Origin of the sequence: Acidaminococcus hominis, assembly GCF_022484025.1 — a bacterium.
GTDB classification, from domain to species: Bacteria; Bacillota; Negativicutes; order Acidaminococcales; family Acidaminococcaceae; genus Acidaminococcus; species Acidaminococcus hominis.
The window spans coordinates 649,370-674,959 of the sequence record NZ_JAKVMG010000001.1; the positions used below are offsets into that span (position 1 = coordinate 649,370).

The following is a 25,590-nucleotide window of genomic DNA, read 5'->3' on the forward strand; positions in this document are numbered from 1 at the left end:
TTCCATAGCAGCGCCTCAGCGGTAGGATTCTTCGAAAATCGCCAGGTAATCTGCATCGCTAAGAGGCAGCGGATCTGCACAGATATCCCCGCCAATGACCTCATGGACCTTTTGCGGATAATTCTTCAGTTCTTCCTTGGTAATGCCCGCATCGCTCATGCGCAGGTCCGCACAGCCCACGCTGGCAATCAGCTTGTCCAAAGCGTCGATAAAGTCCTTGCCAGAAGTGGGATTCTCCACCCCCATAGCCTTAGCCATCTTCATCATGGGTTCCTCGCAGGCCTTCCGGCTGGCAAAGAAATCATAGTACGCATGAGACAGCATAATCAGGCCGGCCCCATGGACCAAATTGTCGTGGAAGCTCCCCATCACGTGTTCCATAGTATGTTCAGAGGTGCACAGCATGTAGTACCCAGCCAGCGTATTGGCCAGAGCCACATAGGCCCGGGCTTCCTGGTTGCTGCCGTCCTTGTAGGCCACCGGCAGATACTTGGCCACCAGTTCAATGGCCTTCAGGGCAAACATTTCGCCCATGGGATGCTCGTTCTTGTTGATGACACTTTCTGCCGCATGGAAGAACGCATCCATGCCCTGGTAAGCCGTGAATTTAGGCGGTACGCTGAGCATCAGGTTGGCATCCACCACGGACAGGGTCGGGAACATGGATTGGAAGAAAATCCCTGTCTTTTCCTGGTACTTTTCATTGGTGATAACGGACGCCATATCCACTTCAGAACCCGTACCAGCACTGGTGGTAATGGCCACAATAGGAGCAGCCTTCTTGGCCGGCTGCTTCTTGCCGCCCTTGGCAGAAATGCTGTAGTCCCAGATGTCCCCGTCATTGGTCATCATGAGAGCAATGCACTTGGTGCAGTCCATGACAGAACCACCGCCCAACGCAATAGTAAAGTCGCAGCCGCTCTTTTTTCCCAGGGCAGCCCCGTCCATCACATTGTCACTGGTAGGATTGGGACGAATCTGGTCGAATACTTCATAAGCTACCCCAGCCTGATCCAATTCCTTTTCCAAAGCAGCCAGATAACCGTACTTTTTCACGCTGGTGCCGTTGCTGGTGCAGATTAACGCCTTTTTCCCCGGCAGCACTTCCTCATGTAAATGCTGCAATTGCCCCGGTCCAAACAGAACTTTCGCCGGTATATAAAAACTAAATTGATACATGGTATCCACTCCTTTTAAGCTAATCAGTTTTGCTGTTGACTCTTGATTTCCTTTGGGTTTCCCCGTTTGCAATTCCTATTCTACCCCTATCCATTGCCAAAAACAGTCGCCCATGTTAACATTTTATATGGTAAATCTTAACATCGGAGGGTACACCATGGAACCAAAACAAAACCTTACCCAGGCCCTGGACCAATTGGCCGCCCAGTTCCCCCATCTCCATTGGAACTTTCGCCCCGACCCCAGCGGCACCCGGGTAGAATACATCTCCCAGTGGCTGGGCGAACCCGACGAAGACTGCATGGTCTGCGCCTTCAAAGGAAACCACATCCACGAACGCTTCCACCGCCAAGACTTCTTCTTCTTCAACTTTGCCTACACCGGCAGCTACATCGCCCTGTCCGCCCAGTCCCAGCACCAGGTCCTTATGGAAGAAGGCGACTGCTACCTGGGCCAGCCCTACTCCGGCTACGCCCTGCGCAAAAATAGCCCCGAAAACTGCCTCATCGTCGGCGTCCTCATCAAAACCACCGCCTTCTATCGCTACTACCTGTCCCAGCTGGCCGCCGACCCCGCCCTGTTCCACTTCTTCCTGGAACCCAAACTCAACCGCTATGCCGACGGCTGCCTTCACTTCCCCCTGCCCCCAGATTCCCCCGTCTGGCAGCTGCTGAACCTCATGATCCTGGAATACGTAAACCCCAAACCCGATACCCAGCAGATCCTCCAATCCCTGGCCCTGTCCCTGACCTTTTACATCGCCAGAGCCTACCACCAGCAGCACCAGGATACCCCCACCTCCCTTACAGACCAAATCCTCGCCTATATGGAAACCCATTGGGATACCGTCACCTTGGAAACCCTGGGCAAACAATTCGGCTTCCACCCCGCATCCATGTCCCGACTCATCAAACAAAACACCGGCCAAACCTTCTCCCAACAGCTTTTGCATATCCGCCTGACCAGAGCCAAACTCCTCCTGACCCAAACCCAGCTGCCCGTAGAAGAAATCGCCCAACTGTCAGGCTATAACGACCCCAGCAACTTTTATAGAGCGTATAAGAAAGAATATGGCGAAACACCAAGAGGAGCTTTGTGAAGAGGAGAAATTCCTACAGTTTTTGCAAAACTGTGGAGGTGTTTTTTAGAATATATAGCGGCGCCAGCGCCGCAGAAGGTGGCCTTCCCCACCCCGGGCCCATGGATTCTTGGTGCGGCCCGTCCCTCCCCTTCCTGTTAGGCGGGGAGGGCATGGATAGTGCTGGCCGGTGCTGTAGGTGTTTTAACAGTTAATGTAGTGGTAATGCAATAGTAACGATTAACAATTGACAAGTAGTGATGATAGAATGCTTCCTGCAAGAGTGTAGGAAGTGTCGCCGTAAGGCGACGATAGAAGTTTAATCAAGGCATTATATTTTTATGCCCTGAATTAGCGGCCCTTGGCCGCAGAATGAGCCTTCCCCACCCTGGCCTATGGTACACTTCCAATAGCTTGAAGCCGGGGGACTTCAAGCTGTTGAGGAATCAAGATGGAATATATAGCGGCGCCAGCGCCGCAAAATGTCCCTTCCCCACCCCGGCCCTTGGATTCTTGGATTGGCCGTCCCTCCCCTTCCTGTATGGCGGGGAGGGCATGGATAGTGCTGACCAATGCTGTAGGTGTTTTTAATAGCTCATGTAGTGGTGATGCTATCGTAACGATTAACAATTGACCAGTAGTGGTTATAGAACGCTTCCTGCAAGAGTGTAGGAAGTGGCACCGGTAGGTGCCGATAGAAGTTTACCCAGGTATTATCTTTTCCACCCAAGTATTGCGGCCTCCCGGCCGCCTGCCTTCCACTTACCTGTTCGCTATGCGAACAGGAGAAGGGGAAGGTGCCGGCAAACCTGCCGGCGGATGGGGTTCAAAAGTAGGATGCCTGCATAACACCCGTTGAGAACGTCGACCAAAAATCAGGTACAGAGTTTTCTCCAGCAAAAAGTAATTACGTTGGAAACTTTGACCTCGTTGAGCTACCATCCTCGCCGCACTAGCCCCAGCGGGGACAGACTTTCCCTGAAGGGGAAATGCCGCACCGCGGCAATGGGGGAAGAACTTCCTTCGTCATTCCTACGGGCTGACACCTACCAGCAACGCTTTGCGCTCGCATCCAAGAGTCTACAGTTTATCAAAAGACTCTTGGTTAATGCGAGCCATGTGATAGCAGCCCAAGAAGCAAGCCCAAATTGGGCGTAGCTGATTGGCTAGCTGCGAACCACTGTGGTAGGCTTCCAAGCCGCCACTGGTCAAGTAAAATCTAATATATAGTGCTGATATAAAGATGACCAGTAAATTGCTATGAACACTTCCTTCAAACGTGAAGGAAGTGTCGCCGCAAGGCGACGATAGAAGTTCACCCAGGTATTTATTTTTTTCATCCAAGTTTTGCGGCAACCGGCCGCTGCCTGCCCGCAGCAACACTCGTCTTCTCCATTTCGCCGTGTAAACGGCTGAAATGGGGGAGATGCGCCTATTCCAAGGCTATTAGAGGCGCAGAGGGGGTACGGAACTGCGGGAAGGTGCTTTCTCCTTATTTAGCTTCCTCAAACGTGAGGAAGCTGTCCCGCCATACGGCGGGACGGAAAGAGTTTATAATTGAAGGCGGATGGGTCCAACCATGCTGAGCGCCTCCCCCTTCCAGGAATTCCAATGTATCCACCTTCCCAACTTTCTGTCTAATTAAATTCGCATACAGATCTGTTTTTCTAATTTCGATTTTTCAAAATGTCGCTTCTCTAGATAACTTCACCTGTGCAATTCTTTACACCCTGCATTTTGCCTACTCTTTTTGTATTATATTTTACGATATTTATATATTTCATCATTTAGCTATAATATTTTTCTATTTGTTTAGGAAATATGTAAATTTCATATTGTCCATCATTATTAAGCGTATTATAATAACAGTGATTTGTATTGCTTTTGCATATATTATGAAATCCTCTAATCGTTATGTTTTCTGTTTTTTACGGTTAGCACAGCCAAGCTAGTAGTATTCGTATCAGCATCTGCTGTATGGGGTTGTTTGGAAATACAGATTGCTAGACGCCGTATATCCAGACTGAAAGGGGTTTCATAAAGGCTAAGCAAAAAATATAGGGAAGGAGTTCTGTTATGCAAAAAAGTGGGAAAGAATTAACAAAGCGAGTATTGGCTAGCATTCTAGTAGCCGGATCCCTTGATTTTATGGGAGGTGGAATTGCCCTCGCAGCAGATTCTATTGCAATTACTGGCAAATCAATTGATACTTCTGAAACTGCCAGTGCTGGATCTGTTTATTCCGACGTATCTGGGAACAAATTATCCACTGATAGCGCTACAACACAGGGGATTCTTTATGTAGGTGTAACTGAGACAGATGCAGTTGAATTTACCAAAGCTGATGATTCGGTCAACATCAGCAATAACACTGTAGAAATCACTTCTAAAGATAACACTTCAGGCAGTGCCATGGGCGGTGCCCTTTTCGTAAATGGTGCAGGTGTCACCTTTAACGATGCCTTATTCCAAAACAACAAATTAATTAACAATAGCAAAACCGTCACAGTTGGTGGTGCCCTTGCTGTAACTTCCAATGTCGTTTTCAATGTAACGAAGGATGCAGCATATACAGGCAATACAATTCAAGCTGCAGACGGTTATTCGTCGTTCCATGATATGGGTGACTATATTACCACCTCTGGTGGCGGCTTCATGTATCTTGCTCCCTCTTCAACGGTAACCTTCAATGTGGCCAAGGATACTACCTTGACCATCGGGGAAGCCAATGCTACCGATGCGAATGCAGATACTATCATTTCAGGGATTCGCAAAGCAGCTAGTAATTTAAATCTGAATGCACCTACGATTATCAAAAATGGTACCGGCACCTTAACGATTAACAGCAGTTTGAATAACTACCATGGAGAATTTATCGTTGGCGAACCGCTCGTTTCCGGCACACAGGAAAATGGCGAAAGCGAGGATGCCGATTTTTCTGAAGGTGGTACGGTAAATCTGACAAAAGATCTCAATCTGGCTTCTTCGCTGCAAGTCAATAAGGGTACGGTAAACCTCAACAACCTCACCATAGACAATTTGGCCAATAAGCTCAAAGCCAACGGTGTAGACGAAACTACGGACAAGGGCACGGCCACCTTTGACCTGATTAAACAAGGATTTAGTGGTTCTTTATATGTAGATACGCCAAGTACCGTCAATGCCAAAAGCATTACCATGAATGGCGGCGATCTTTCCGGCCGCGGCACGGTCAATGTTTCCGGTGATCTCACTGCTTCCGGTTCTAACAATGAGTCAAACAATCGACCGTATATCGATTTGGAAGAAACAAGCAAACTTTCTGTCGGCGGCAATCTCACGCTTAATAGCGGGGCAGATTTTGGATCGACTGGCACCGTAAATGTTACAGGCGATTTTACCGCAGTAGGATTGGGCTCCCCTGATGTGCAAGAAACTACCGTTGGGCTTGACGGAGACAGTACCCTGACTGTAGGCGGCAACTTCTCTCTAAGCGCTGACGCTGATTTTTCTTCTAACAATTCCACCAAAGTATCCGGTGATTTCACAATCGAGAATGTGCTTCTGGGAGCATCTGAAACCAGCAAAGATGACAATACAGGCAAAGCAAACTTCAAGGACCTGAGCATTGGCGGCTCTGCCACAATCACCAATAGTGACGTTACCGCTTCCGGTACGGCATCCATTGACAAAGACCTGACCGTAACCGGCAGTGATGGCTACGTACGCTTTGCTGACCTGACGGTAGGCGGCAATGCGGCAATAAACTCTGCCTCTATTTTTAAAACCACAAACAGCCTGGCCATTACCGGAAATCTTTCTATCACAGGCGAAGCCAGTGAAGCGGATGACAGCACTGAGATTCCGGAAGCTCAATTGCCAGGCGTTACCGCAAAAGGCCTCACCGTAGGCGGCAATGCAGAAGTAACCAACGGCAGACTTATCACCAGCGGTACCACAAAAGTTACAGGTGACCTTTCCGTTTCCGGCAGCCGGCTGGAGGCCAACGACCTGACCTTAGGCGGGAAATTAACCGTAGACAACGAAGGGGAAGCCTATGTAGGCGGCAGCAACCTGACGCTCACCCAGGATAAGACCTCGGTTACCGGCGGCAGCTGGCTCCATTTGTCCAGCGGTACCCTTCAGGCCGATAACCTGGACAGCGTCATTACAACGGGCAGCCACTTGGATTTGCTTGACACTGCCGTCCTGGCGACAAAAGCCGATCAGATTTTCACCAATGCGGATACCAACGCTTCGGAAATCACCACGGATAACAGTCTAAAGGATACGATATATGCAGATAACCACATTCTCTTGGAAGCAGGCACCCTGTCCCTAAGTGATAATTACAGCTATGCCTATCTGACCAATATCCAAGACGCCTTGAGCAAGGCCACCTATAATGCAGATACCGACAACAGCTTCACTTCACAGACCCAGCTGCTCATGACCGGTGATTTGGTGGACACCACCGGTGTTCCTAATAATACCCTGGATACCAACCAAATTAGCAAAGTCAGCGCCACGTCCGTCCTGGATGCCATTACCTTAGACGCTGGTGACAAAAATGTCCTTGTTGGCGCAGACACCACCACGGAACAAGATACCACTCCCCTTGCCCACGGCTTCAATGTAGCTACCCTTGCATTGGGCAATGCAGAAAAGCTTACGGTAACCAACGGCCAAAGCGTTACGCTGGGTGGCAGCAAAGCAGACGAAGCCATTACGACCAATGCTGATGCAGCAAATGTCACGGTTGAAGGTGGCAGCAGCCTCACCATTGGTACCGCAGCCGTAACCGCAGACCACGCCTTAAACGTGAAGGCCGCCGTAACTGCCGAGGATAGTACGGTAACCACCAACGGCAAGACCACCATCGCCGGCAAAGTTGCTTTAGCCAATGCTGCCCTCAACGCCAATACCGGCACGGCAACCCTGGCTAGCGACCTGGCCGCCAGCGGTACTTCTTCCCTGTCCGGCAACGTTACGGTAGACGGCGCAGTTACAACAGAAAAAGCTACGCAGCTGACCACAGCTGGTACCACTGCCTTCAAAGACAGCGTTAACCTGACCAGCGCTTCCCTGACTGCCCAGTCCGGCACCGTTTCCATTGCCAAAGACCTGGCTGCTTCCGGCACTTCTTCCCTTACCGGTACGGTTACCGTAGGCGGCGATGTAACGACTGCGGAAGGCACAGCCTTAACCACTGATGGCGCAATGGCCCTGAACGGCAATGTAGCTCTGACGGGCTCTTCCATCCAAGCCAAAACCGGCACGGTAGCTATTGCCAAAGACCTGAACATCTCCGGCACTTCCACCATTACTGGTGATGTGACAGTTGCCGGCACGATTACCGGTGCTGATGCTAAGGCCCTTTTGAATGTTGGTACGGATGATAAGGCAGCCACCCTGACAGCAGGCAAGATCAATCTGAACGGTGGTTCCCTGTACCTGGATCCCGTGTGGAATGGCGGCACCCAAAACGATGGTACCGAAGTGTCCATCGAAAGCCTTGCAGACACCAACGTGACTGTAGGCCAGAATTCCACCCTGACTCTTGGCTCTCAGGATACTGCTGCAGCAGAAGCTTTGTTTAGCGAATCCGGCCTGACCTGGGGTTCTGACGGCATCCTGTCCGCCCTGTATGTAACTTCCAGCCAGGATCTTACCGGCAGCAGCATTACCGTAGACAGTAAAGCTACCGGCGCCGCTGCAGCTGATACCGGCAGCTTTACCATGGGAGCTGGTTCCCTCCTGCTTGTAAAAGGCAGCACCGTATCCGGCAGCCAGGCAGCAGCCTTAACCAATGTATCTTCTACGAACATTTCTGACTCGGCCAAATTGTACATTTCCGGAGCTTCCAAAGATACTACGTATAACATCCTGTCCGGTACCAACGTCAAAGAGAACAACTCCTGGTACGCTGACGCCAAAGCAGATACCACACAAAATGTCTTTACCAATAACAAACTTCTGAAATTTGTTGGGGCTGATGGCAACAGCGAAAGCAAATTCTCCGTCACCACCGTATCCCAGGATGCCCATGATGTTTATGGCGACAGCCTGGTAGCTCCGGATGTGGTAAACGCGGCCCTCCTGGGCACTGGCGCTGCAACCGACTTTGTCAATAATGCTGCCAATGAAGACGTCAACTCCTCCCTGGCCAAACAAGCCAATGCCCTGAACAGTGCAAATTCCCTCAGTGAATTAGGCGGAGTACAGCATAGCCTCTATGCGGCTAACAATCTGTTCGATAATGCTGTGGCTAACCACCTGGCTGACGTGAAGGACACCACTTTGGATAAGGATGTATGGGCTCATTACATTCACACCAAAGAAGACGTAGACGGTTTGGACCTTGATGGACTCACCGGAGCAAACTACGATGCCCAATATAATGGCGTAGTGGCCGGGGCCGACCTGTATCATAACGATAATACCGTTGCTGGGCTGGCCCTCACCTACATGGACGGCTCCATCTCCGGCAATACCGATACCGCCAGCACCAAGAACAATGCTGATTACTACGGCCTGAGCCTGTACGGCAGAATCCGTCAAGGTGAAACCAGCTATCTGGGCGACATCTCCTGGCTGCATGGCAAGAACGACCTGAGCCAGTACAACAGCGGCAAAGAAATCACCGGCAGCGTTTCCTCCAATGCCTACAGCGCTGGTGTTCGTGCCGAACACGACTTCAATGCTGGAGCCGGTACCCTCACCCCGTATGTGGGCATCCGGTATGCACACCTGGATTATGGCAATTACACCGACAGCCTGGGCATCCATCACGACAGTGATAATGCCAACCTGTGGATGGTTCCCTTGGGCCTGCGCTACAGCCAGACCATGAAGAGCGGCAGTTGGTCCATTAAACCCCTGGCAGAAGCCGGCTACCTGTGGACCTTCGGTGACCTGGATGGCAACGATCGCGTCAGCCTGAACGGAGCCGCCAATACCTTCGGTTACGATGTATCCGATGGCGGCAGTTTCTATGGCCGCCTGGGTGTGGAGGCCGAACATGGTTCCATGACCTACGGCATAGGCTATCAATACCAGAAAGGCAGCGACGTCCGCAGCAATCTGTGGAGCGTAGCCCTGCGGTACAAGTTTTAAGTAAAACGGAGCCAGTTCATTTAAGCACAAGATTCATTAAGGAAAATAGTTGAACGTAAGAAGGCCAGCGTGTTACCGGAGTATCGATAACACGCTGGCTTTGTTTTTTAAGCAAACAGAAATTTCAGCTTGGTCAAAGGTTTGCTGAAGCCCCCTACTTTAATATTGTTTTTTCCCCTCAATCCCCTTATACTCCTCAAACAACTTCCTGCACGCCTCCGCATCCAGCTCCGCCATGAGCTTCTCCTTCTTCTCCGACCCCATCTCGTAAAACACCTTATCCCGGAACCCGATAGCCTCGGCATCGGCAATATTGCAGCCGTAGTAGACTTTGTCCACATTGGCCCAGAGGATGGCGCCCAGGCACATGGGGCAGGGCTCGCCGGTGGTATACAGCTCACACCCGGACAGGTCAAAGGTCCCCAGCTCCTTGCAGGCGGCATGGATGGCCATCATTTCTCCGTGGCAGGTAGGATCCTGCTGCTTAATCACCTCATTATGCCCCCGGCCTACAATCTTTCCGGCTTTCACAATCACGCAGCCAAAAGGGCCCCCGTGACCGTTCCGAATCCCCTGCTGAGCTTCTTTGATTGCTTCTTCCATAAATTGATTCATACCCTTAGCCTCCTTACTATTTTTCGTGGGGAATGACCATCTTTTCCACACGGTATGCTTTCCCATCGATGGTCAGCATGGCAAACGTAATCTCCTGGTCAAACCGCCGCTTCCCGCAGCTGCCAGGATTCAGCCACAGCCGCCCATCGATCACTTCCTGAAAATACTTGTGAGAATGCCCGAAGATTACCACATCAATCCCCGTCAAATCCTTGGGCACAAACTTCTTGTTGTGGACCATAAAGAACTGGAGACCTTCCAGCTGAAACCGCAGGGTTTCCGGCAGCCCTTCCGCCCACTCCTTGTCATTGTTCCCCCGGACCACATACAGCGGCGCGATTTTCCGGAGCGTGTCCAGAATCTCCGGCTTGTTGATGTCGCCCCCGTGAATAATCCCATCACACCCAGCAATCCGAGAAAGCACCTCCGGCCGCAATAGGCCATGGGTATCCGAAAGAACAGCTATTGATTGCGTCATAAAATCACCTCGCTCCTCCTAAAGCCTGTGGTTGTCGCCCCAGTCGCACATGGCATCCAAAATGGGAATCAAAGATTTCCCCCGCTCCGTCAAACTATACTCCACCTTGGGTGGAATCTGCGGATACTCCTCCCGGTGCACCAGCGCATCGGCCTCCAGTTCCTTTAAGGTAGCGCTCAGAGTTTTATAGGAAATGCCCGCAATGTACTTTTTCATCTCATTGAACCGCACCACCCCAAACTCCATCAGAGTATACAGAATGGTCATCTTATATTTCCCGTTGATCAGCGACAAAGTATAACTAAAGCCCGTGGAAGCAATATTCTCGTCGGAAATACACCGTTGGCCCATTTTACACTCTCCTTTAGGTAAGTATACTACCTGAATGTACGTACTTGAATTTATTCTCATTCTAGCTAGAATTATATTATAGAACTATAGGTTAGTCAATTTCACAATTTAGGGGGAGTTTGTAATGAACAAAAAAATCGTCATCTTGAACGGCAGTCCCAGAAAAGCTGGCAACACCTCTGCCCTGGTAAAAGCCTTCACCCAGGGAGCTGAAGAAGCCGGCAACACCGTCACCGAATTTTTCCTGGATGCCCTGACCATCCACGGCTGCAAAGGCTGCTTTGGCGGCCATAGCAGCAAAACCTGCCCCTGCGTCCAGCAGGACGACATGAACAAAATCTATCCCGCCGTCCGGACCAGCGACATCGTCATCTTCGCCACCCCACTGTACTATTGGAACATGAGCGGCCAAATCAGAACCGCCATTGACCGCCTGTTTGCCCTGGAAGAAGGCGACGGCAACCTGCTCCGAGGCCATAACAGAGCCAGCGCCCTGCTCATGGCCGCCGAAGGAAACGACTTTGCAGACGTCCTCACCTACTACGACCACCTAATGAACCATTTGCAGTGGAAAAACCTCGGCCACGTCCTGGCCGGCGGCAACTGCAACGTAGGCGACATCACCGGCAAAAAAGAACTGGAAGAAGCCCGCGCCCTGGGCAAAACAATGTAATTAGGCCCTGACAAATCAAATAACCCTAAACCATAAGCACCCCTCGCCAATGGAAACCATACCAGTGACGAAGGGTGCTTTTAGGTTGGAGGAATTGGTAAAATGAGAATGTTTTGTGTGAAATCGAGAGAATCGAGCCACGATAAACTGCAGCAATGGAGGAAGCGGAGAACGTACAACAGCTTGAAGCCGGGTGGCGTCAAGCTGTTGAGAAATCAAGATGGAATATATATAGCGGCGCCAGCGCCGCAGAAGGAGCCCCACACAGCTAAATTGGTCAAATGAGAATACTTTTGCGTGAAATCGAAGAGATTCGAGTCACGATAAGCTGCAGCAATGAAGGAAAAAGAGCACTTTCAACAGTTTGAAGTTTGGAATCCAGGTTCTTCAAACTGTTGAGGAATCAAGATGGAATATATAGCGGCGCCAGCGCCGCAGAAGGAGTCCCACACAGCTAAATTGGTCAAATGAGAATACTTTTGCGTGAAATCGAAGAGATTCGAGTCACGATAAGCTGCAGCAATGAAGGAAAAGGAGCACTTTCAACAGTTTGAAGTTTGGAATCCAGGTTCTTCAAACTGTTGAGGAATCAAGATGGAATATATGGCGGCGCCAGCGCCGCAAAAGGAACCTTCCCCACCCCGGGCCCTTGGATTCTTAGATTGGCCGGCCCTCCCCTTCCTGTTAGGCGGGGAGGGCATGGGTAGTGCTGGCCTGTACTGTAGGTGTTTTTGATAGTGAATGTAGTGGTAAAGCTATCGTAACGATTAACAATTGACCAGTAGTGGTTAAGACTGCCTTCTGAGTGGTTCGCCGTGCTCCAATCAGTTTCGCTCTTCGAGCTCACTTCTTGGACGGCTATCACATAGGTCGCATATTCCAAATGTCCTTGAGAAACTTTATTGACATTTGGATGCGACCGTAAAGCGTTGGAGAAGGTGTCGCCGGGAGGCGACGGATGAGGTTTGCCCAAGTATTGCGGCCACCGGCCGCCTGCCTTCCACTTACCTGTTCGCTATGCGAACAGGAGAAGAGGAAGGTGCCGGCAAACTTGCCGGCGGATGGAGTTCAAATCCAAAATGCTCGAAGGGCTAAGTAACGCTCATCACCCATCCCTGCAATTATCAAGCTTTTCCTTTACTTTTCTTCATACCCAAAATGCGCTTTGACTTTCTGGTACGTATCCTTTTTCGACAAAGTATAGGCCACCAACGGCACGCTGGTAAGGCCTTTCTCCCAATACCCGTCTGCGGGATCAGCCACTGTTTTCAGCCATTGGACCCGGATAAAAATTTCTTTTTCAGGGTTCAACTTCTGTTTGTCCGGTTCAGAGATCCAAGGTGCTTGTGCCACAGGGACCCGCTTTCCAGCTACCGTTACGGTAAATTTAGTCATCTCGACAGCAGAATCCACACATTTCCCAATACCAACAAAGCCAAAACCAGCAATCAGGCAGAAAACCAAATCCCCTGTCTGAATGTTTTTCAAATAGCGCCCGCTGGCTTCATTGTTAGCGGACAAGAAACCGTACTGCAGTGCATCCGCCCAGCTCCGGTCTTTGTAGCTGACAGTAAATTCCTTGGGCTGGACATTTTTAAAAAATTCCCGTTCTTCTTCCGGCGTCCAGCCTCCTGCCAATTCCTTAATATCCAACGGATTCCATATATCACTGGCCATTTGCAGGTAAATATTTGTCCGTTCCGCAATACTATCCGCTGTAATCTTAGGCATGGGTTTGAAGCCATAGACGTTTGCCACTTTGTTGATAAATTGCGGATTATGGTTATAGAAGTCTGGATTCAGCGCTTTTGCCAGAACATTATCCGCACTATAGTTTTTAACCTTCTCCTCATACTGGATAGCCTGATAGCTGCGGTTTCTATCCCTGGTAAGGATTATCAGATTACCAATGGATTGACGAGCTTTCTGAAAGTCTTCTTCGTCGGGGAAAGCCTCCAGATAATCCTGGTGTTTATTAGGCATAATATGCTCGATATCATAGGTGTTTCCCTTCCGCTTCCGGTCTACATAGACATTAAAATCGGACTGATTTCCCATGAGCACATTGGCATAAGAAGTAAATCGGGCTAAAAAGTGCAGCATGTAACGGGAAGTAAACTGGTTCAGGCCAAAATTGGTAATTCCGTCCAGGTTTGCATCCATTCTTCTTAATTCCCGAAGGTATACCAGACCCATGGTTTTGCAATCCTGGTTGCGGGTATCTATGAGCACCCTAAACAATAGATATTTATTGGTATTCCAATTGACCCGGCTAAAATTAAAAATACGCACAGACGCAAAATCATCCACAAATTTGGAAGCCATCCGTATTTTCTTATCGACAATTTCGTCCGGATCATCATTTTTCACAGTCGCCAGGATGAGCATTGTCTGATAGCCCAAATCCCGGTTGGCATTGTAGAAAACTTCCTCAAAGCCGGGAGTCAGCTTTGCCCCGTATTGTTTTACCCGTAGGTACAGTCCTGTCATGCGGGACATTTCCTTCATAACGAAATACTTAAAGTCGCTGCTTTTGGCCAAATGCATTTTTTCCTTGGCATAATCCCGCACCCAAGAATGGAACTTTTCCCCCAGCAGCTCATAGTCCCTATCCTTGGACCCCTTTTTGCTTTCTCGCAGGGTCATAGCATACTTGGCCCGCAGCCAGATGGAGATAAATTCCACATCTTCCGTATTGACCTGGCCACTGGTATCGTTGGCACTGGCGGCTTTGATGGCATTGATATTCTCCTGCCATTTGCGATTTACTTCCAGCCGGTCTGCTTCAGCCACCTGCTGGATAATGTATGCCTTCAGCATTTCCGCACTGTTCAGGCTCAAGCCCCGGTCATTCATGGTCAGGAAAATCGTATGGGCTTCATCTTCAGAAGGCGTATCAATTTCCAAAAGCAGAACCTTCTCCTTCAGCCAATAGATAAAGTAGGTCAGCGCTTCCCCTTTTAGTTCCTCAGGAAACAACTCTTCAATATCCTGATACCGATTCATCAGGTTTTTGGTGCTTTCGTTGTCAGGCTCATACACAGCATCATTTTCCATCAGAGCATGCATGCAGGGAATACGTTCCGGTACGTATATATTAAAGTTCATTTGCCCATACGCATCGGAATAAATCAGAGACTTTAAGTCTACACCTTTATCCAACCCAAAAAGACCCTGTTGCTTTTGAAGATTTTGCAGGTAAATCAGCAGCAGCGTCAACGAAGTCAATCGCTGTTGGCCGTCAATGATTTTTTTGTTGTCACCCTCAGTGCAAATAATGCACCCCATATAATAGTAGCCATAATGAGCCACTTCTACCGTAGAATCGTGATTCTCCGGATCATAATATTCTTCAAACGTATTTTGGAAATCCGACAACATCTGCTCAATCTGTTTTCTGCCCCACCGATACTCCCGTTGAAAATAATCCACCGAAAAATGCCGGTTCTCCAAAATCTTCTGCAACGTATCCGTTTTATCAATCTTTTTCAAGTCGTACCCCCTATCTGTGCCCTATCGAAAATGATACCTCTCGAATTATGCACCCAAGACTCTGGGATCCTTCCAGCGCATCCAGGTTCTTCTTGTACCAGCACTAAGAACCTTTAACAATACAACCCCTATCTCAGCACCTTACGCCCAACGACTCCCCTCACCAAATCGCATCATACAGCTTTTCTTCCAGCGAATCCGGCAGGATCGGATACGCGGCCTTAGCAAAACTCTCCGCATCAATGTACCCGCCTTTTCCCAGCCGCACAAGAGAATACGCAATCGGTACCGTATACGATCTTTCTCTGCGTCTCATAGTATAGTGCGCTATGGTCCAGGTACCTTTCGGGCTCAGCCTTTTTGTCCATACCGAAGCGTATTCGGTGCCTTTTACCACGGTGGAATTATCCACATAAAAATTACATCCCCCGTTGTCGGTCCCCAAATAATACCATCTGTCAGGAGAAGTATGGATATCCTGGGGCCACAGATAGGCGTAAATCACTTCATTGTCGGATTCAGGGTAACACTCAAAAAAGCGCAGCTTTGAATCAGATTTCACCAGGTCGGCAATTTTTCTTGTCCCATCAGGCGCAAAAACATACCTTGCCTTTACCGCAGCCATTTTGACTTTCCGTTTTAGTACCAGCTGCTGCAGTATACTTTTACCCTCCGGGGTTATATATTTTTTCCACACCACGGCCTCATTGTTATCTTTTTGCACAGAAGCTGTATCAATAAATTCACTGGCTGCCCCATCCTGGGATTCCCCCAAGTATTGCCAATCCGCCGCAAACGCTGTCCCGGTACACAGACACAGAAGCAACACCAGCCCCATTAGTTTCTTCACAATAAACATCTTCCCTTCTTTCCAGTAATATAGCAAGCTTTCCCCACCTGCAACCTGATTTTATCGGCTTTTAGATAAACGATATACAACATAAAAGAAAATCCCGCATCCTACTGCCCCTTCTACACCCCATATAACGCTTGCTACAAGAAGTATGATCCCGGCTATTTTTTTAGTGACTGACGAAATATCTTTATATCCGGTATAATACCATAAAATATAGGCTACAATTACTGCCGTAAAAATACCAGGGACGGTATATTCAACCCGTGGATTTACATTTAAATCGCCTTCAGCAACCAAGTTTCCTAAGCTCCTTATAACCGCAAAAACCACAAAAAAGCCGATCCATAATAAACAGCCATTCCTCTGGTTTGAAGGTTTTTTCTCTTCTTCATCATTCTCGTGCCCCAATTCCGTTTCTTGTGTACCATTATTAGAAGATTCAACCGCATCTGGAATTGTCAAATCTAAATTGATCTCATCCTTTTCTTGTGGTTCTTCTTGTGTCCCGATACTAGAAGAATCACCCATTTTTACGGCCAGTGGAATTACTTTGGCTCCGCAATATGAACAAAATACAGAATCATCCTTTATTTTCTTCCCACATTTAGAGCAATACATAAAAACTACCCCTTAACCCTGATATTCTTTATAGAATCAATGACTTTCGCCTCTGTCTCTTTATCATCCTCTGAGTACACATATGCAGCGGCCCATAATTCATTGTTCTTTATAATAACTAGCATTTTTACCTTCTTTTTTCCTAGACTATCTGAATCAACTGTCATGTCTATTAATAAAGCTGGAATTCCGCTAATTGTTAATTTTTGGCCGTTTATTTTTAAATTTGAATATTCATTTCCCTTACTCTGTAAACGCTTTTCAAACATTTGTATGATATTACTTGTATTATCATCTTCTATTAGTTTGTTTACATCATCGTTTTTATATTTATCTGCTATAGTATAAAAACATAAAATTCCATTATCTTTTACAAAGGCCTTACGATGAGACATATGCTGCACATCATTTTCCGGAATCGGATATGTTTCCCCTTCAGATGCTATTTTGAAAGGAAGTTTTACCTCCATAGTTGATGCAGTGCCATGCAATTGCACTTCTTTATAAGCAGCAGACCTTCCATCTTTTACCATTTGGACAAGACCGCCTGTTTTGCAGCTTACGCAAACTCCCATAATCAATGTGATAAGTAATGTAATAATATTTGTTCTAATCATCACTTACATCCTTCCTTAATTCCTTAGCTATTCAATTTGCAAAGAACAGCTTCTTTCCAATTTTCTGTTCATCCAGGGACGTATTTTACATTAGAAATCGCACACCCATCTTCCCACTAAAATGCCCTCGCAAAACCCCAAGGCTCCAGGCCCCCCCAGCGCCACGCCTATAATGTACATTGCCCGCAGCAATATCTCAGCACCTTACGCCCAACGCCTCTCCTCACCAAATCGCATCATACAACTTTTCTTCCAGCGAATCTGGCAGAATGAGTTCCACATCATTGGGAAAGCCTTCAGCATCTATATACCCGTCTTTTCCGGGGTAAACTAGAGAATAGGCGATTGGTACCGTATACGTTCTTTCTTTGCGTCTCATAAAATAGTGTGCAATAGTCCAGGTTCCATTTGGGCTCGCAGATTTTGTCCATACAAAAGCGTATGCGGAATCTTTTTGTACTGTGGAATTATCTACATAAAAACTATTGCCTCTGTCGTTGATTCCCAAATAATACCATCGGTCGGGAAAAGTATTGATCTCATTAGGCCAAAAATGAGTGTAAAGTATTTCACCATCTGATTCGGGGTAAATATCACGGAAGTACAAAGCGGCTTCAGATTTAGCCTCATAAATTGTTTTCCTTTTCCCATTAGCATCGAAAACATACTTTGCCTTTAGCGCATCTTTTCTTTCTTTATGTTTTATGACAAGTTGCTGCAAGGCAATTTTCCCATCCGGATAGATGTATTTTTGCCACACCACGGCTTTTTCATCATCCTTTTGCAGGGATGCCATATCGATAAAGCCACCGCCATCACCTAATTCCGATTCTTCCAACCGCTGCCAGTCTGCCGCAAACGCCGTTCCAGTACTCAGACACAGAAGCAGCACCAGCCACAATAGTTTCTTCATAACACAACACCTTCCCTTCTGCCCCTAGTATAGCAAGCTTTCCCCAGCTGTGGGTCGCCCAGAAAGCGACACAGGGCCTGCAAATTCCTACAAGTCCACCTGGACTACTGCCTCCGGCAAGGTGGCCTAAAAAGTCCGGGAAGGTGAAAGAGATGGTCCGGAATATTCCGGCCTATGCTAATCCAAGATTTCCTTCCACCCTTTTAAGTTATGTTTTTCAGACGACTCTTCAGATATTCCTGTAGATTCTTATCACAGCAGTAAACTGCACAGCCGCGCATTCCCCGGGACAGCAATATACGGTAAATATTCTTAATCAGCTTGGTCAACTCTTCAGGTTTATTTTTCAAACCTTTCTTTCCCGTAGCATCACAATAATTCTTGTAGACCGCTTCAATGGCATAGGTTTCCGGATTATAGATTAAATCCTTGCCAATAATGACACCTACATAGTCAAATTCCAGTCCCTGGGACGTATGCACACAGCCAACCTGATTCTGCATATTTGGATCAATAGCCCAATTAGTAGAATTCTTACGGCTATTCCAAGGCCGCGCAAAATTGAATTCTGGAATACAGACATCGGGAATCTCCGCATCAGGATTCCCTTCTTTTGCAGTGGACCAATGCCAGGCGTAACCAGCCAGCATTCTTGCCTTCCAATGCTGCTGATTTTTCTCCTGTATATACTTTTCCAACGCAAGAGGAGAATCCATAATTTGGAACTCAAAGGTTTCCTTGTCCCAACCGTCAAAGTTGGCCGTATCCCGAATTTGGAGAGTATGTTCCACCCAATTCAAAAAGCCCTCTGCTCCGGCGCAGCGGAACTGAGCCTCCAATTTTACTTCATGTACTTCGGACCCGTACTTTTGGGCCATCGCCTTAATCAAAGCGACAGAACCCTCATCTTCCAGTCGGATGCGCTGATGATCGTCAATAAAAAAGATATTGACCATTGAAGAACGAATGATATCCTCTACCTGGCCTTCACCCTTATACATATAGGCGCCCTTAGCTTTCAGCCGATGAGCTTCATCCACTAAAATTGCATCGTAACTCAAGGGAGCAGCAGCCGCAAAAGCTGAGGAACCCATAAAAAGTTCATTCAGCCGCTTTTTACTATTTCTCCGACCCTTACCCAAGGTATCAACCATCGCCAAGCGAAAAGCAGCATTGGGCGCTACAAAACGAATATTTTTTCCTTTCTTTAGCAGCGCAACAAAAGCATTCATGGCTACTACCGATTTCCCTGTTCCCGGTCCCCCATTCACTATGATAGTTGTCCGTTTCGCAGCCTTGATAGCATAGGACAAAATAGTCGCATAAGCCACTTGCTGTTCATCCAGCAAGGTATACACCGGATTTCCGTCAAGCATATCCGCAACGTATTCAATAAATTTCTTAGAAGGTCTGACTTTGCCGGAATCAATATCGTCCAGGATTTCCATCCCCTGGCCCTTGCCCACTCGTTCCGCCAGATACTTTTCCAGTTTTTTGGTATCCGAAGCAAAGAAAAGCGGGGTATCCTCATAAATAGGAGCATACTGTTCTTCCAATAACGGCTCCGGCGTCTGTTTATGATAATTGTGTAAATAGGCACAAGAATACGGATTCAGAGTTGAATCCGCAACCGCTGTATTCATATCCCTCAGAAATTGCTTGTAGGAATAGGCTTGATAAGCAGGATGCGGAAGCACTCGTTTGCCTCCACCAACATACGTACGAACCAAAAAGTCCATATCCGTTGCTTCTGCTTCGCTCCACTGCTTCAGCTCAATAATGACAAAGTTCTTGCGTTCCTTTTCATCATGACCGCTGACTACCACATCAATCCGCTTGGAAGTAGCCGGAATATTGTATTCCAACAAAATACCACTATCCGCAGGAATCGCAGACTTACGAATTACCCGCTCCATAAACTGCAAGGAATTATTCCAGGAATTCTTTTCATTGGGTGACACCCCATGCCCTACCTGAGTCAGGAAAGCATTTTCCAGGTCATCCACAATATGATTATCATCAACAGCATTACAAAAAGCAGAAGCCGTATTCTTATAAAGAATCATGCATTTCCCCTCAATCCCTGAGTAAAACCATTAGTGCAATTAAACTATAGCTAGTATTTTATATACATTTTATACTGTCAATTTTATCACCCAGGCTACCAAACATACAAGTGTATAATACGGCTTCCCTATTATTAAAGTCGATTTAGTGAGTAGGAAAGTTAAGTACAGAAGGCAAATAAGTATTTAATGAATATTTAGAAATCTAACGTTGTAAAATATCCATTTTTTGTATGCTTCCAATTATATTAATTGGTAAATACACAATCAAAAACAAAATGACAGTAGAATCTCCTGCTATACTCACTGTTCCTGCAGAAACAATGCGTAATAGCAGACTTTAAACAATTTCCTTCTAATACCCGCCTTCATTTTGGCAGCCTTTCAACAAATACAATACTTCATCACTTCCACCTTTTCCTATTTTGGCCTTTCAATCCTCACCCCAAATTTATTTTTCGACATTCTTTGCAATTACGCAATATCATGATATAATCGAAATTGTCAAAAATGCACAGTGAAACTTGCTCCTCGCGGAACGTACTTTGCGTAACAAAATATTCTTTTCTATGTTTTTTATTGTCGCTCTTTCACTTTTGCATTCCCTACACAACAATAGGCTGTGCCTAGGTTTCTCGATTGTTTCAGCCCTTCGAAGCTGCCTTGATTTTGGCTTATTATTCTGCGATTGGCAAAAAGAGCGCCTTATGTTTCATACTTGCACATAGCAGGTTAACGAAATATTTTCCCCAGGACATGGCCCTGCTAGCTATAATAAAATCCAGATAAATATAAATATGGGGTATATCTTAAAAGTACAAATAGCCCTATTACGCCCAAAATCAGTCCAGAAACAGTATTTTGTATACAGTCCATACCCGAGGTCATATTTCACGCTTTTCGCCCGTTAAAAACGAAATTTGGTAAGATCTCCATTTGCCGACTGCAAAATAGCCGCCAGGACTCCCTACCCGGATTACCCAGACCAGTGCCGCAAAGCCCAGGCAGAGCCTGTGTGCAAGCGCTTTCTGGGTAAGCAGCGAAGTGGTAAACGTTCTGTAGAGCAGAAGGAGTAATACACTGTAAGCGGGTAAATATAAGCTATACGGAGAGTAAAACTGTATATCTGTAGCTACGTAGTGCTATGTAAATATAAAACACCAAGCTTTTATGTTTTTTATATTATATTATCTTAACTTACATTATCTTAACTTAACTTATATTGGGTTGTCACTTGGTTGTCACTTGGTTGTCACTTGGTTGTCACTTGGTTGCCAAAACGAATATTTGAAACATGTATTATAAGAAATAAATATCAATATTTTTATATTTTTTAAGATGTACTGGATTTTTAAGAATATATGGAATGCTGGGCAAGCCCCCATTGCCGCTTTGCGGCATTTAGCGGTTCTCCGTATTCCATTCGCCTTCACCCTGCGGGTTCGGTTCACGGACGGCTGTCGCAGGGGTCGTATATTCCATTTCTCTACGGCCAAAGCCTTGAGAAATGGATACGACTCCCTTAGTCAGCCTGCGGTGACAGCTCCCCCAGCGGTTAGCCGTGTTCCAATCAGCTACGTCCTGACGGACTTGCTTCTTGGACGGCTATCGCATGGGCCTTATTATCCAAACAGCCACTTGCAGAATTTGTTTGGCTGTTTGGATGCGGCCGCATAAAGGTTGGAGCTTATAAATGGTCGTGCGGTCTGCGGGGTATTGGTGTGGGTCGGGCCCCCAGCCTCAACTTCAATGACAAACATTACAAAAGGACGAGAGCATTTCTGTTCTCGTCCTTTTGCTATATTCCTCAATTGCTGCGTTCTACTTCCACCCAGCTCCCCCTATGGCCTGCCTAAAGAGAGTGTTTTTGTATTTTGCTAGGCAGGCAGCTGGTGCTTCTTTAGGCTGCATCAATCACGGACGTATACATAGCCTTCCATAATACGGCGGGCAGTCCGATCCAGGTTGCCGCTGAGCACGGTATGGGTTCCATCCGGGTTATCCTTCAGGTCTGCGTAAGCATCCATAATGCCCCAAGGATGCCCAATGCGAATGTGGGTTACTTTATTGGAAGGGTTCTTGCCGTCTCCGCAAACGATTTCATTGACGATGGTACCAGGGGTATTGGCAGCCGTTACGGTGCAGATGGCGCCGGTACCCATATAGGCATCAATCATTTTCATATTTACAGAGAACAGGCGGCCCACGATATCAATCTGGTCCTTGCCAATGGCTTTGCCGCTGCCTGCGGTGTAATCCACCGGTTTGGTTACAAAAGCAATCTTCGGCAGGGTTTGGCTGTTCTTTTTGGCGTCTTCCAGGTCTTTGGCAAAGCCCAGGGTAATAGCACCAGTGCCGCGAATGACTTCCAGTTTCCGGCAGATGTCTGCACAATTAGGCAGTGCATTGAATTCGCTGGGGATTTCCGTGCCCTTTACGCCGAAGTCTTCGGGATGCACAAAGATAACAGGGTTGGCAGCATCTACAAAGCTATATTCATAGGTTTTGCCTTCTACTTCAATGGTGTCCTTTACATGGCCGGTGGGCAGAAGTTTGCCGCTGGCAGCGCCCTGGGGAGAAACGAATTTCAGGGTTACTTTGGCAGCAGTGCCCGGTACACCGTCAATGGCGAAATCTCCTTCGGTTACAGCTTTGCCATCTTTAACAGGGACCTGAGCAATAATTTCTTTTTTAGTATTGGTGTTGAAGATATGCACTTCGGTGATAGGTTCCACGGCTTTGACCAGACCTTCATCAATGGAGTAAGGGCCAACTGCAGAGGAAATGTTCCCGCAGTTCATGGTCTTGCCTACAATGGGGGCCATAACATCTACCTGGCCAAAGTCGTAGTCCACGTCAATACCGGGACGGCTGCTCTTTTTGATGACAGCAACCTTACTGGTGGATGTGTTGGCGCCGCCCATACCATCGATCTGCCGGCGGTCAGGAGAGCCAAAGGCACTCAGAATCACCTTATCCCGTTCCTTTTCATCCTGCGGCAGATCTTCCGCATGGAAGAAAACAGCTTTGGAAGTGCCCCCGCGCATATACACAGCAGGGATTTTACGATTGGGTTTATAATTCGTCATGATCATTACCCTCTTTCTCAGAATTTGTTCTGAAACTTTTTATTTCATGGTTTATTTTTTCTTGCAATTTATAATTGCAAGAAGGCCTTTGAAACGATAAAATAAGTATATAAATCTTGAAAGGAGCACATTATGCTTAACAACTACAAATACTTTATTGCACTTGCGGAAGAAAAGAGCATTTCCCATGCAGCAGATAAGCTTTATATTTCCCACCAATGTCTCAGTAAATATCTTAAAAATCTGGAGCAGGAATATAATGTTGCCTTCTTTGAACGAACCCCCAAACTCACTTTAACGCCAGCAGGCCATGCGATGTTAGACACGCTCCGGCAAGTTCAATTTCTCGAACAGAATCTGGACAACCAATTGGAAGATATCCGCCTTTCAAAGAAGGGCCGTATCCGTGTAGGGACAACGGAAGGCCGCTACCGGGTGTTAATTCCTGAGTTGATTTCTGAATTCAAAGCTCTCTATCCAGAGGTGTTGTTAGATGTAGAGTACGCTGTTTCAAAAGAACTGACGGATCGGGTTTTAAAAAATGAATTGGATCTTGTCCTCATTAATCAAGATGGTGTCGATCATCATCAGTTAATATCCAAACCGCTGCTGAATGAACAGTTGTACCTGGTCATCTCTGACAATATGCTGGCACAATATTTTCCGGATAATTATCCTGCTTGCAAAGAGCAATTTGCAAAAGGTGTTGATCTGGCAATGTTTCAGAAGGTGCCATTTATTCTCAATCGCAAGACCTTTAATTCTCGAATTGCCTTGGAAAATTACGCTCAAGCACGGAACCTGCAGCTGAATTGTGTCATGGAGCTAACCCAATTGGATATCCATTTTATGATGTCCGCCCGGGATTATGCAGCCAGCATTTGCTGGACTATGTATCTTCCCTCCATTGCAGAAATGAATCAGCTTCATCCGGAACATCATTTAAACGTATTCCCCATTGCTGGTTTGGATGCTCGCAATCAATTTTCCTTGGTTACCTTAAAGGAAAAGATCCTTCCGGATTATGGGAAAAACTTTATCCGTTTAGTACAACGAAAATGTGCTTCGTTTGCTGACTTGAACCCGTCCACCATTTAGCGGGCGGTGTTCAGGATATCCATCAGCGGGTTTATTTGACTGGCTTCATCCATGGATTGAATCAAAGCCAGCAATGTATCTGCTTCCTTCTTAGGCAGCACAGATTCAGTATTAATCCGGAATTTCTGCTCCAGTTCTTTCCAACCAATGGGATTACCCGGAGACCCTTTCAAATCATACAATTCCTTTTCATACACGGTACCATCTTTTAAATAGACCTTTACTTTGGCACCTCTGCGCTTTGGATAAAGTTTTTGAACATCAGGATCAACTGCGACAGTAACCAAATTACCGAGCTTAATATTAATGGGGTCCTGTGTATAACGCTCATCCAAATGGGCAATGCCAAAGCAGTGTTCATGCAAGGCCAGGGCAACGCCGTAAGCTAAGCTGAATTTAGCTTCTCCGGCATCCTTCGGAGCTTTGATAATACCGGTCATGTCGTAGGCTACCTGGTGGGTCCCTACCCATACTTTTTCAACAGCTTCCCAAGAGAAGCCATGTTCAGCCACCAAATCAAGGACAGCTTCAATTGCAGGCTGGGAATGTCTGGCAGTAGGATACATTTTACTATAGGTATCACCAATCAGGAATTTCTCCCCAAGTCCTTCACAAACCTTTTCAGGATCAACATTTTCTGACTTGGCCTTAAAGAATCCAGACTTGCCTTCAAAGGCGCTGAGGGAACCTTCCATATTTTCCTGAGCGTAATAAGCGGCTGCAATGCCGTTATATACAGCATTCCCTACCTGAATGCATTTAGAAGCCTGACCTGTTACAGTAGCTTCCATTAAACCGGAGGCATACAAAGCGCTAAGGCCCAGACCTTGCTCCAATTGATTTTCCGTCAAATTCCGCAATTTTCCGGCCACAGCCATGGAGCCAATTGTGTCATCATTACCAGAAGGATGAAACCCCTTCTTGATTTGGTAAGGTGCCATATTTGAAGCTAATCTGTAGACAATATCATAGCCAATAACAATGGCTGTCAAAATTTCCTTACCGCTGCAGCCCAGTGCAGAGCCTAACGTCAACGCTGTAGGAATAATCGCGGCGCCGCAATGTACGCCTGCATTTTTATGGCCATCATCCAACTCAATACCATGAGCAAAGGTAGCGTTGATCATAGCCGCTCTTGCCAACGGGAACTCTTTTGCACCACCCGTAATAACAGCAGTATCGCCTTTTCCAAACTTCCTGCAGGCTTGCAGGAAGTTTTCTTTATATTCCCAATGGGAGGCACCAGCCAGTGCAGCTCCCAAGGTATCCATAATTCTTTCTTTGGCAATCTGAATAACATCCTGCGGAAGCTTTTCGTATGTGGTCTCCGCAATAAAATGAGCAAAACGCTTAGGGATTATATAATCCATTG

General features: G+C 47.1%; 17 protein-coding genes. 4 read left to right on the forward strand and 13 right to left on the reverse strand.

What is annotated here, in order from left to right:
- Window positions 1-15: 15 nt before the first annotated feature.
- Entirely contained in the window at window positions 16-1,179 is a 1,164-nt protein-coding gene (locus LKE88_RS02830) for an iron-containing alcohol dehydrogenase (RefSeq protein WP_276802704.1), read from the reverse strand.
- Between the two features lie 157 nt (window positions 1,180-1,336).
- Between LKE88_RS02830 and LKE88_RS02835 the strand changes: the two genes are divergently transcribed.
- Complete coding sequence (locus LKE88_RS02835; RefSeq protein ID WP_118287155.1) at window positions 1,337-2,278, forward strand: helix-turn-helix transcriptional regulator; 942 nt, start codon at window positions 1,337-1,339, stop codon at window positions 2,276-2,278.
- 2,276 nt (window positions 2,279-4,554) lie between these two features.
- Here LKE88_RS02835 and LKE88_RS02840 read toward each other — a convergent pair.
- On the reverse strand, window positions 4,555-4,806 hold the full coding sequence (locus LKE88_RS02840) for a hypothetical protein (protein WP_199614792.1): 252 nt from the start codon (window positions 4,804-4,806) through the stop codon (window positions 4,555-4,557).
- A gap of 70 nt (window positions 4,807-4,876) precedes the next feature.
- Here LKE88_RS02840 and LKE88_RS02845 point away from each other — a divergent pair, with 70 nt between their 5' ends.
- Window positions 4,877-9,352 (forward strand): autotransporter outer membrane beta-barrel domain-containing protein, encoded by a 4,476-nt coding sequence (locus LKE88_RS02845; protein ID WP_276802705.1) that lies wholly within the window; start codon window positions 4,877-4,879, stop codon window positions 9,350-9,352.
- A 159-nt stretch (window positions 9,353-9,511) separates the two neighbouring features.
- Here LKE88_RS02845 and LKE88_RS02850 read toward each other — a convergent pair whose 3' ends face one another.
- The 3 genes from LKE88_RS02850 to LKE88_RS02860 are packed head-to-tail and all read right to left on the reverse strand — an operon-like array spanning window position 9,512 to window position 10,796.
- Complete coding sequence (locus tag LKE88_RS02850) at window positions 9,512-9,967, reverse strand: nucleoside deaminase (RefSeq protein ID WP_118287153.1); 456 nt, start codon at window positions 9,965-9,967, stop codon at window positions 9,512-9,514.
- Between the two features lie 16 nt (window positions 9,968-9,983).
- Window positions 9,984-10,445: a metallophosphoesterase family protein gene (locus LKE88_RS02855; protein WP_118287152.1), complete on the reverse strand. Its 462-nt coding sequence runs from the start codon at window positions 10,443-10,445 to the stop codon at window positions 9,984-9,986.
- Window positions 10,446-10,463: 18 nt separating this feature from the next.
- The gene (locus LKE88_RS02860) at window positions 10,464-10,796 is read right to left on the reverse strand and encodes a winged helix-turn-helix transcriptional regulator (protein ID WP_118287151.1); all 333 of its coding nucleotides are present in this window, start codon (window positions 10,794-10,796) and stop codon (window positions 10,464-10,466) included.
- Window positions 10,797-10,920: 124 nt separating this feature from the next.
- Here LKE88_RS02860 and LKE88_RS02865 point away from each other — a divergent pair, with 124 nt between their 5' ends.
- The gene (locus tag LKE88_RS02865; RefSeq protein WP_118287067.1) at window positions 10,921-11,469 is read left to right on the forward strand and encodes a flavodoxin family protein; all 549 of its coding nucleotides are present in this window, start codon (window positions 10,921-10,923) and stop codon (window positions 11,467-11,469) included.
- Between the two features lie 1,137 nt (window positions 11,470-12,606).
- Here the strand turns inward: LKE88_RS02865 and LKE88_RS02870 are convergent.
- The 7 genes from LKE88_RS02870 to LKE88_RS02900 form a co-directional block, all read right to left on the reverse strand.
- Window positions 12,607-14,961, reverse strand: a complete 2,355-nt coding sequence (locus LKE88_RS02870; RefSeq protein ID WP_118287065.1) for a DUF262 domain-containing protein — start codon at window positions 14,959-14,961, stop codon at window positions 12,607-12,609.
- A 160-nt stretch (window positions 14,962-15,121) separates the two neighbouring features.
- Window positions 15,122-15,820 (reverse strand): hypothetical protein, encoded by a 699-nt coding sequence (locus tag LKE88_RS02875; protein WP_118287064.1) that lies wholly within the window; start codon window positions 15,818-15,820, stop codon window positions 15,122-15,124.
- 51 nt (window positions 15,821-15,871) lie between these two features.
- Window positions 15,872-16,435, reverse strand: coding sequence for a zinc ribbon domain-containing protein (locus LKE88_RS02880; protein WP_118287063.1), 564 nt, complete (start codon window positions 16,433-16,435; stop codon window positions 15,872-15,874).
- Between the two features lie 5 nt (window positions 16,436-16,440).
- Window positions 16,441-17,052, reverse strand: coding sequence for a hypothetical protein (locus LKE88_RS02885; RefSeq protein ID WP_118287062.1), 612 nt, complete (start codon window positions 17,050-17,052; stop codon window positions 16,441-16,443).
- A 223-nt stretch (window positions 17,053-17,275) separates the two neighbouring features.
- Window positions 17,276-17,965, reverse strand: coding sequence for a hypothetical protein (locus tag LKE88_RS02890; RefSeq protein ID WP_118287061.1), 690 nt, complete (start codon window positions 17,963-17,965; stop codon window positions 17,276-17,278).
- A 203-nt stretch (window positions 17,966-18,168) separates the two neighbouring features.
- A complete protein-coding gene (locus LKE88_RS02895; protein WP_118287060.1) occupies window positions 18,169-20,031 on the reverse strand; it encodes a DUF2075 domain-containing protein in 1,863 nt (620 codons plus the stop codon).
- Between the two features lie 1,910 nt (window positions 20,032-21,941).
- On the reverse strand, window positions 21,942-23,120 hold the full coding sequence (locus LKE88_RS02900) for a 2-methylaconitate cis-trans isomerase PrpF family protein (protein ID WP_118287068.1): 1,179 nt from the start codon (window positions 23,118-23,120) through the stop codon (window positions 21,942-21,944).
- Between the two features lie 132 nt (window positions 23,121-23,252).
- On the opposite strand from LKE88_RS02900, the gene LKE88_RS02905 reads away from it, so the two are divergent.
- Window positions 23,253-24,218, forward strand: coding sequence for a LysR family transcriptional regulator (locus LKE88_RS02905; protein ID WP_118287059.1), 966 nt, complete (start codon window positions 23,253-23,255; stop codon window positions 24,216-24,218).
- Here LKE88_RS02905 and LKE88_RS02910 read toward each other — a convergent pair.
- Complete coding sequence (locus LKE88_RS02910) at window positions 24,215-25,588, reverse strand: MmgE/PrpD family protein (RefSeq protein ID WP_276802711.1); 1,374 nt, start codon at window positions 25,586-25,588, stop codon at window positions 24,215-24,217. The two genes, LKE88_RS02905 and LKE88_RS02910, sit on opposite strands and share 4 nt — an antisense overlap.
- Window positions 25,589-25,590: the final 2 nt, after the last annotated feature.

What these genes read in the sequence shown, in the direction of transcription:
- LKE88_RS02830 (WP_276802704.1), bottom strand. Translation starts at nt 1,179, where the DNA reads ATGTATCAATTTAGTTTTTATATACCGGCGAAAGTTCTGTTTGGACCG.
- LKE88_RS02835 (WP_118287155.1), top strand. Translation starts at nt 1,337, where the DNA reads ATGGAACCAAAACAAAACCTTACCCAGGCCCTGGACCAATTGGCCGCC.
- LKE88_RS02845 (WP_276802705.1), top strand. Translation starts at nt 4,877, where the DNA reads ATGGGTGACTATATTACCACCTCTGGTGGCGGCTTCATGTATCTTGCT.
- LKE88_RS02850 (WP_118287153.1), bottom strand. Translation starts at nt 9,967, where the DNA reads ATGAATCAATTTATGGAAGAAGCAATCAAAGAAGCTCAGCAGGGGATT.
- LKE88_RS02855 (WP_118287152.1), bottom strand. Translation starts at nt 10,445, where the DNA reads ATGACGCAATCAATAGCTGTTCTTTCGGATACCCATGGCCTATTGCGG.
- LKE88_RS02860 (WP_118287151.1), bottom strand. Translation starts at nt 10,796, where the DNA reads ATGGGCCAACGGTGTATTTCCGACGAGAATATTGCTTCCACGGGCTTT.
- LKE88_RS02865 (WP_118287067.1), top strand. Translation starts at nt 10,921, where the DNA reads ATGAACAAAAAAATCGTCATCTTGAACGGCAGTCCCAGAAAAGCTGGC.
- LKE88_RS02875 (WP_118287064.1), bottom strand. Translation starts at nt 15,820, where the DNA reads ATGTTTATTGTGAAGAAACTAATGGGGCTGGTGTTGCTTCTGTGTCTG.
- LKE88_RS02880 (WP_118287063.1), bottom strand. Translation starts at nt 16,435, where the DNA reads ATGTATTGCTCTAAATGTGGGAAGAAAATAAAGGATGATTCTGTATTT.
- LKE88_RS02885 (WP_118287062.1), bottom strand. Translation starts at nt 17,052, where the DNA reads ATGATTAGAACAAATATTATTACATTACTTATCACATTGATTATGGGA.
- LKE88_RS02890 (WP_118287061.1), bottom strand. Translation starts at nt 17,965, where the DNA reads ATGAAGAAACTATTGTGGCTGGTGCTGCTTCTGTGTCTGAGTACTGGA.
- LKE88_RS02895 (WP_118287060.1), bottom strand. Translation starts at nt 20,031, where the DNA reads ATGATTCTTTATAAGAATACGGCTTCTGCTTTTTGTAATGCTGTTGAT.
- LKE88_RS02900 (WP_118287068.1), bottom strand. Translation starts at nt 23,120, where the DNA reads ATGACGAATTATAAACCCAATCGTAAAATCCCTGCTGTGTATATGCGC.
- LKE88_RS02905 (WP_118287059.1), top strand. Translation starts at nt 23,253, where the DNA reads ATGCTTAACAACTACAAATACTTTATTGCACTTGCGGAAGAAAAGAGC.
- LKE88_RS02910 (WP_276802711.1), bottom strand. Translation starts at nt 25,588, where the DNA reads ATGGATTATATAATCCCTAAGCGTTTTGCTCATTTTATTGCGGAGACC.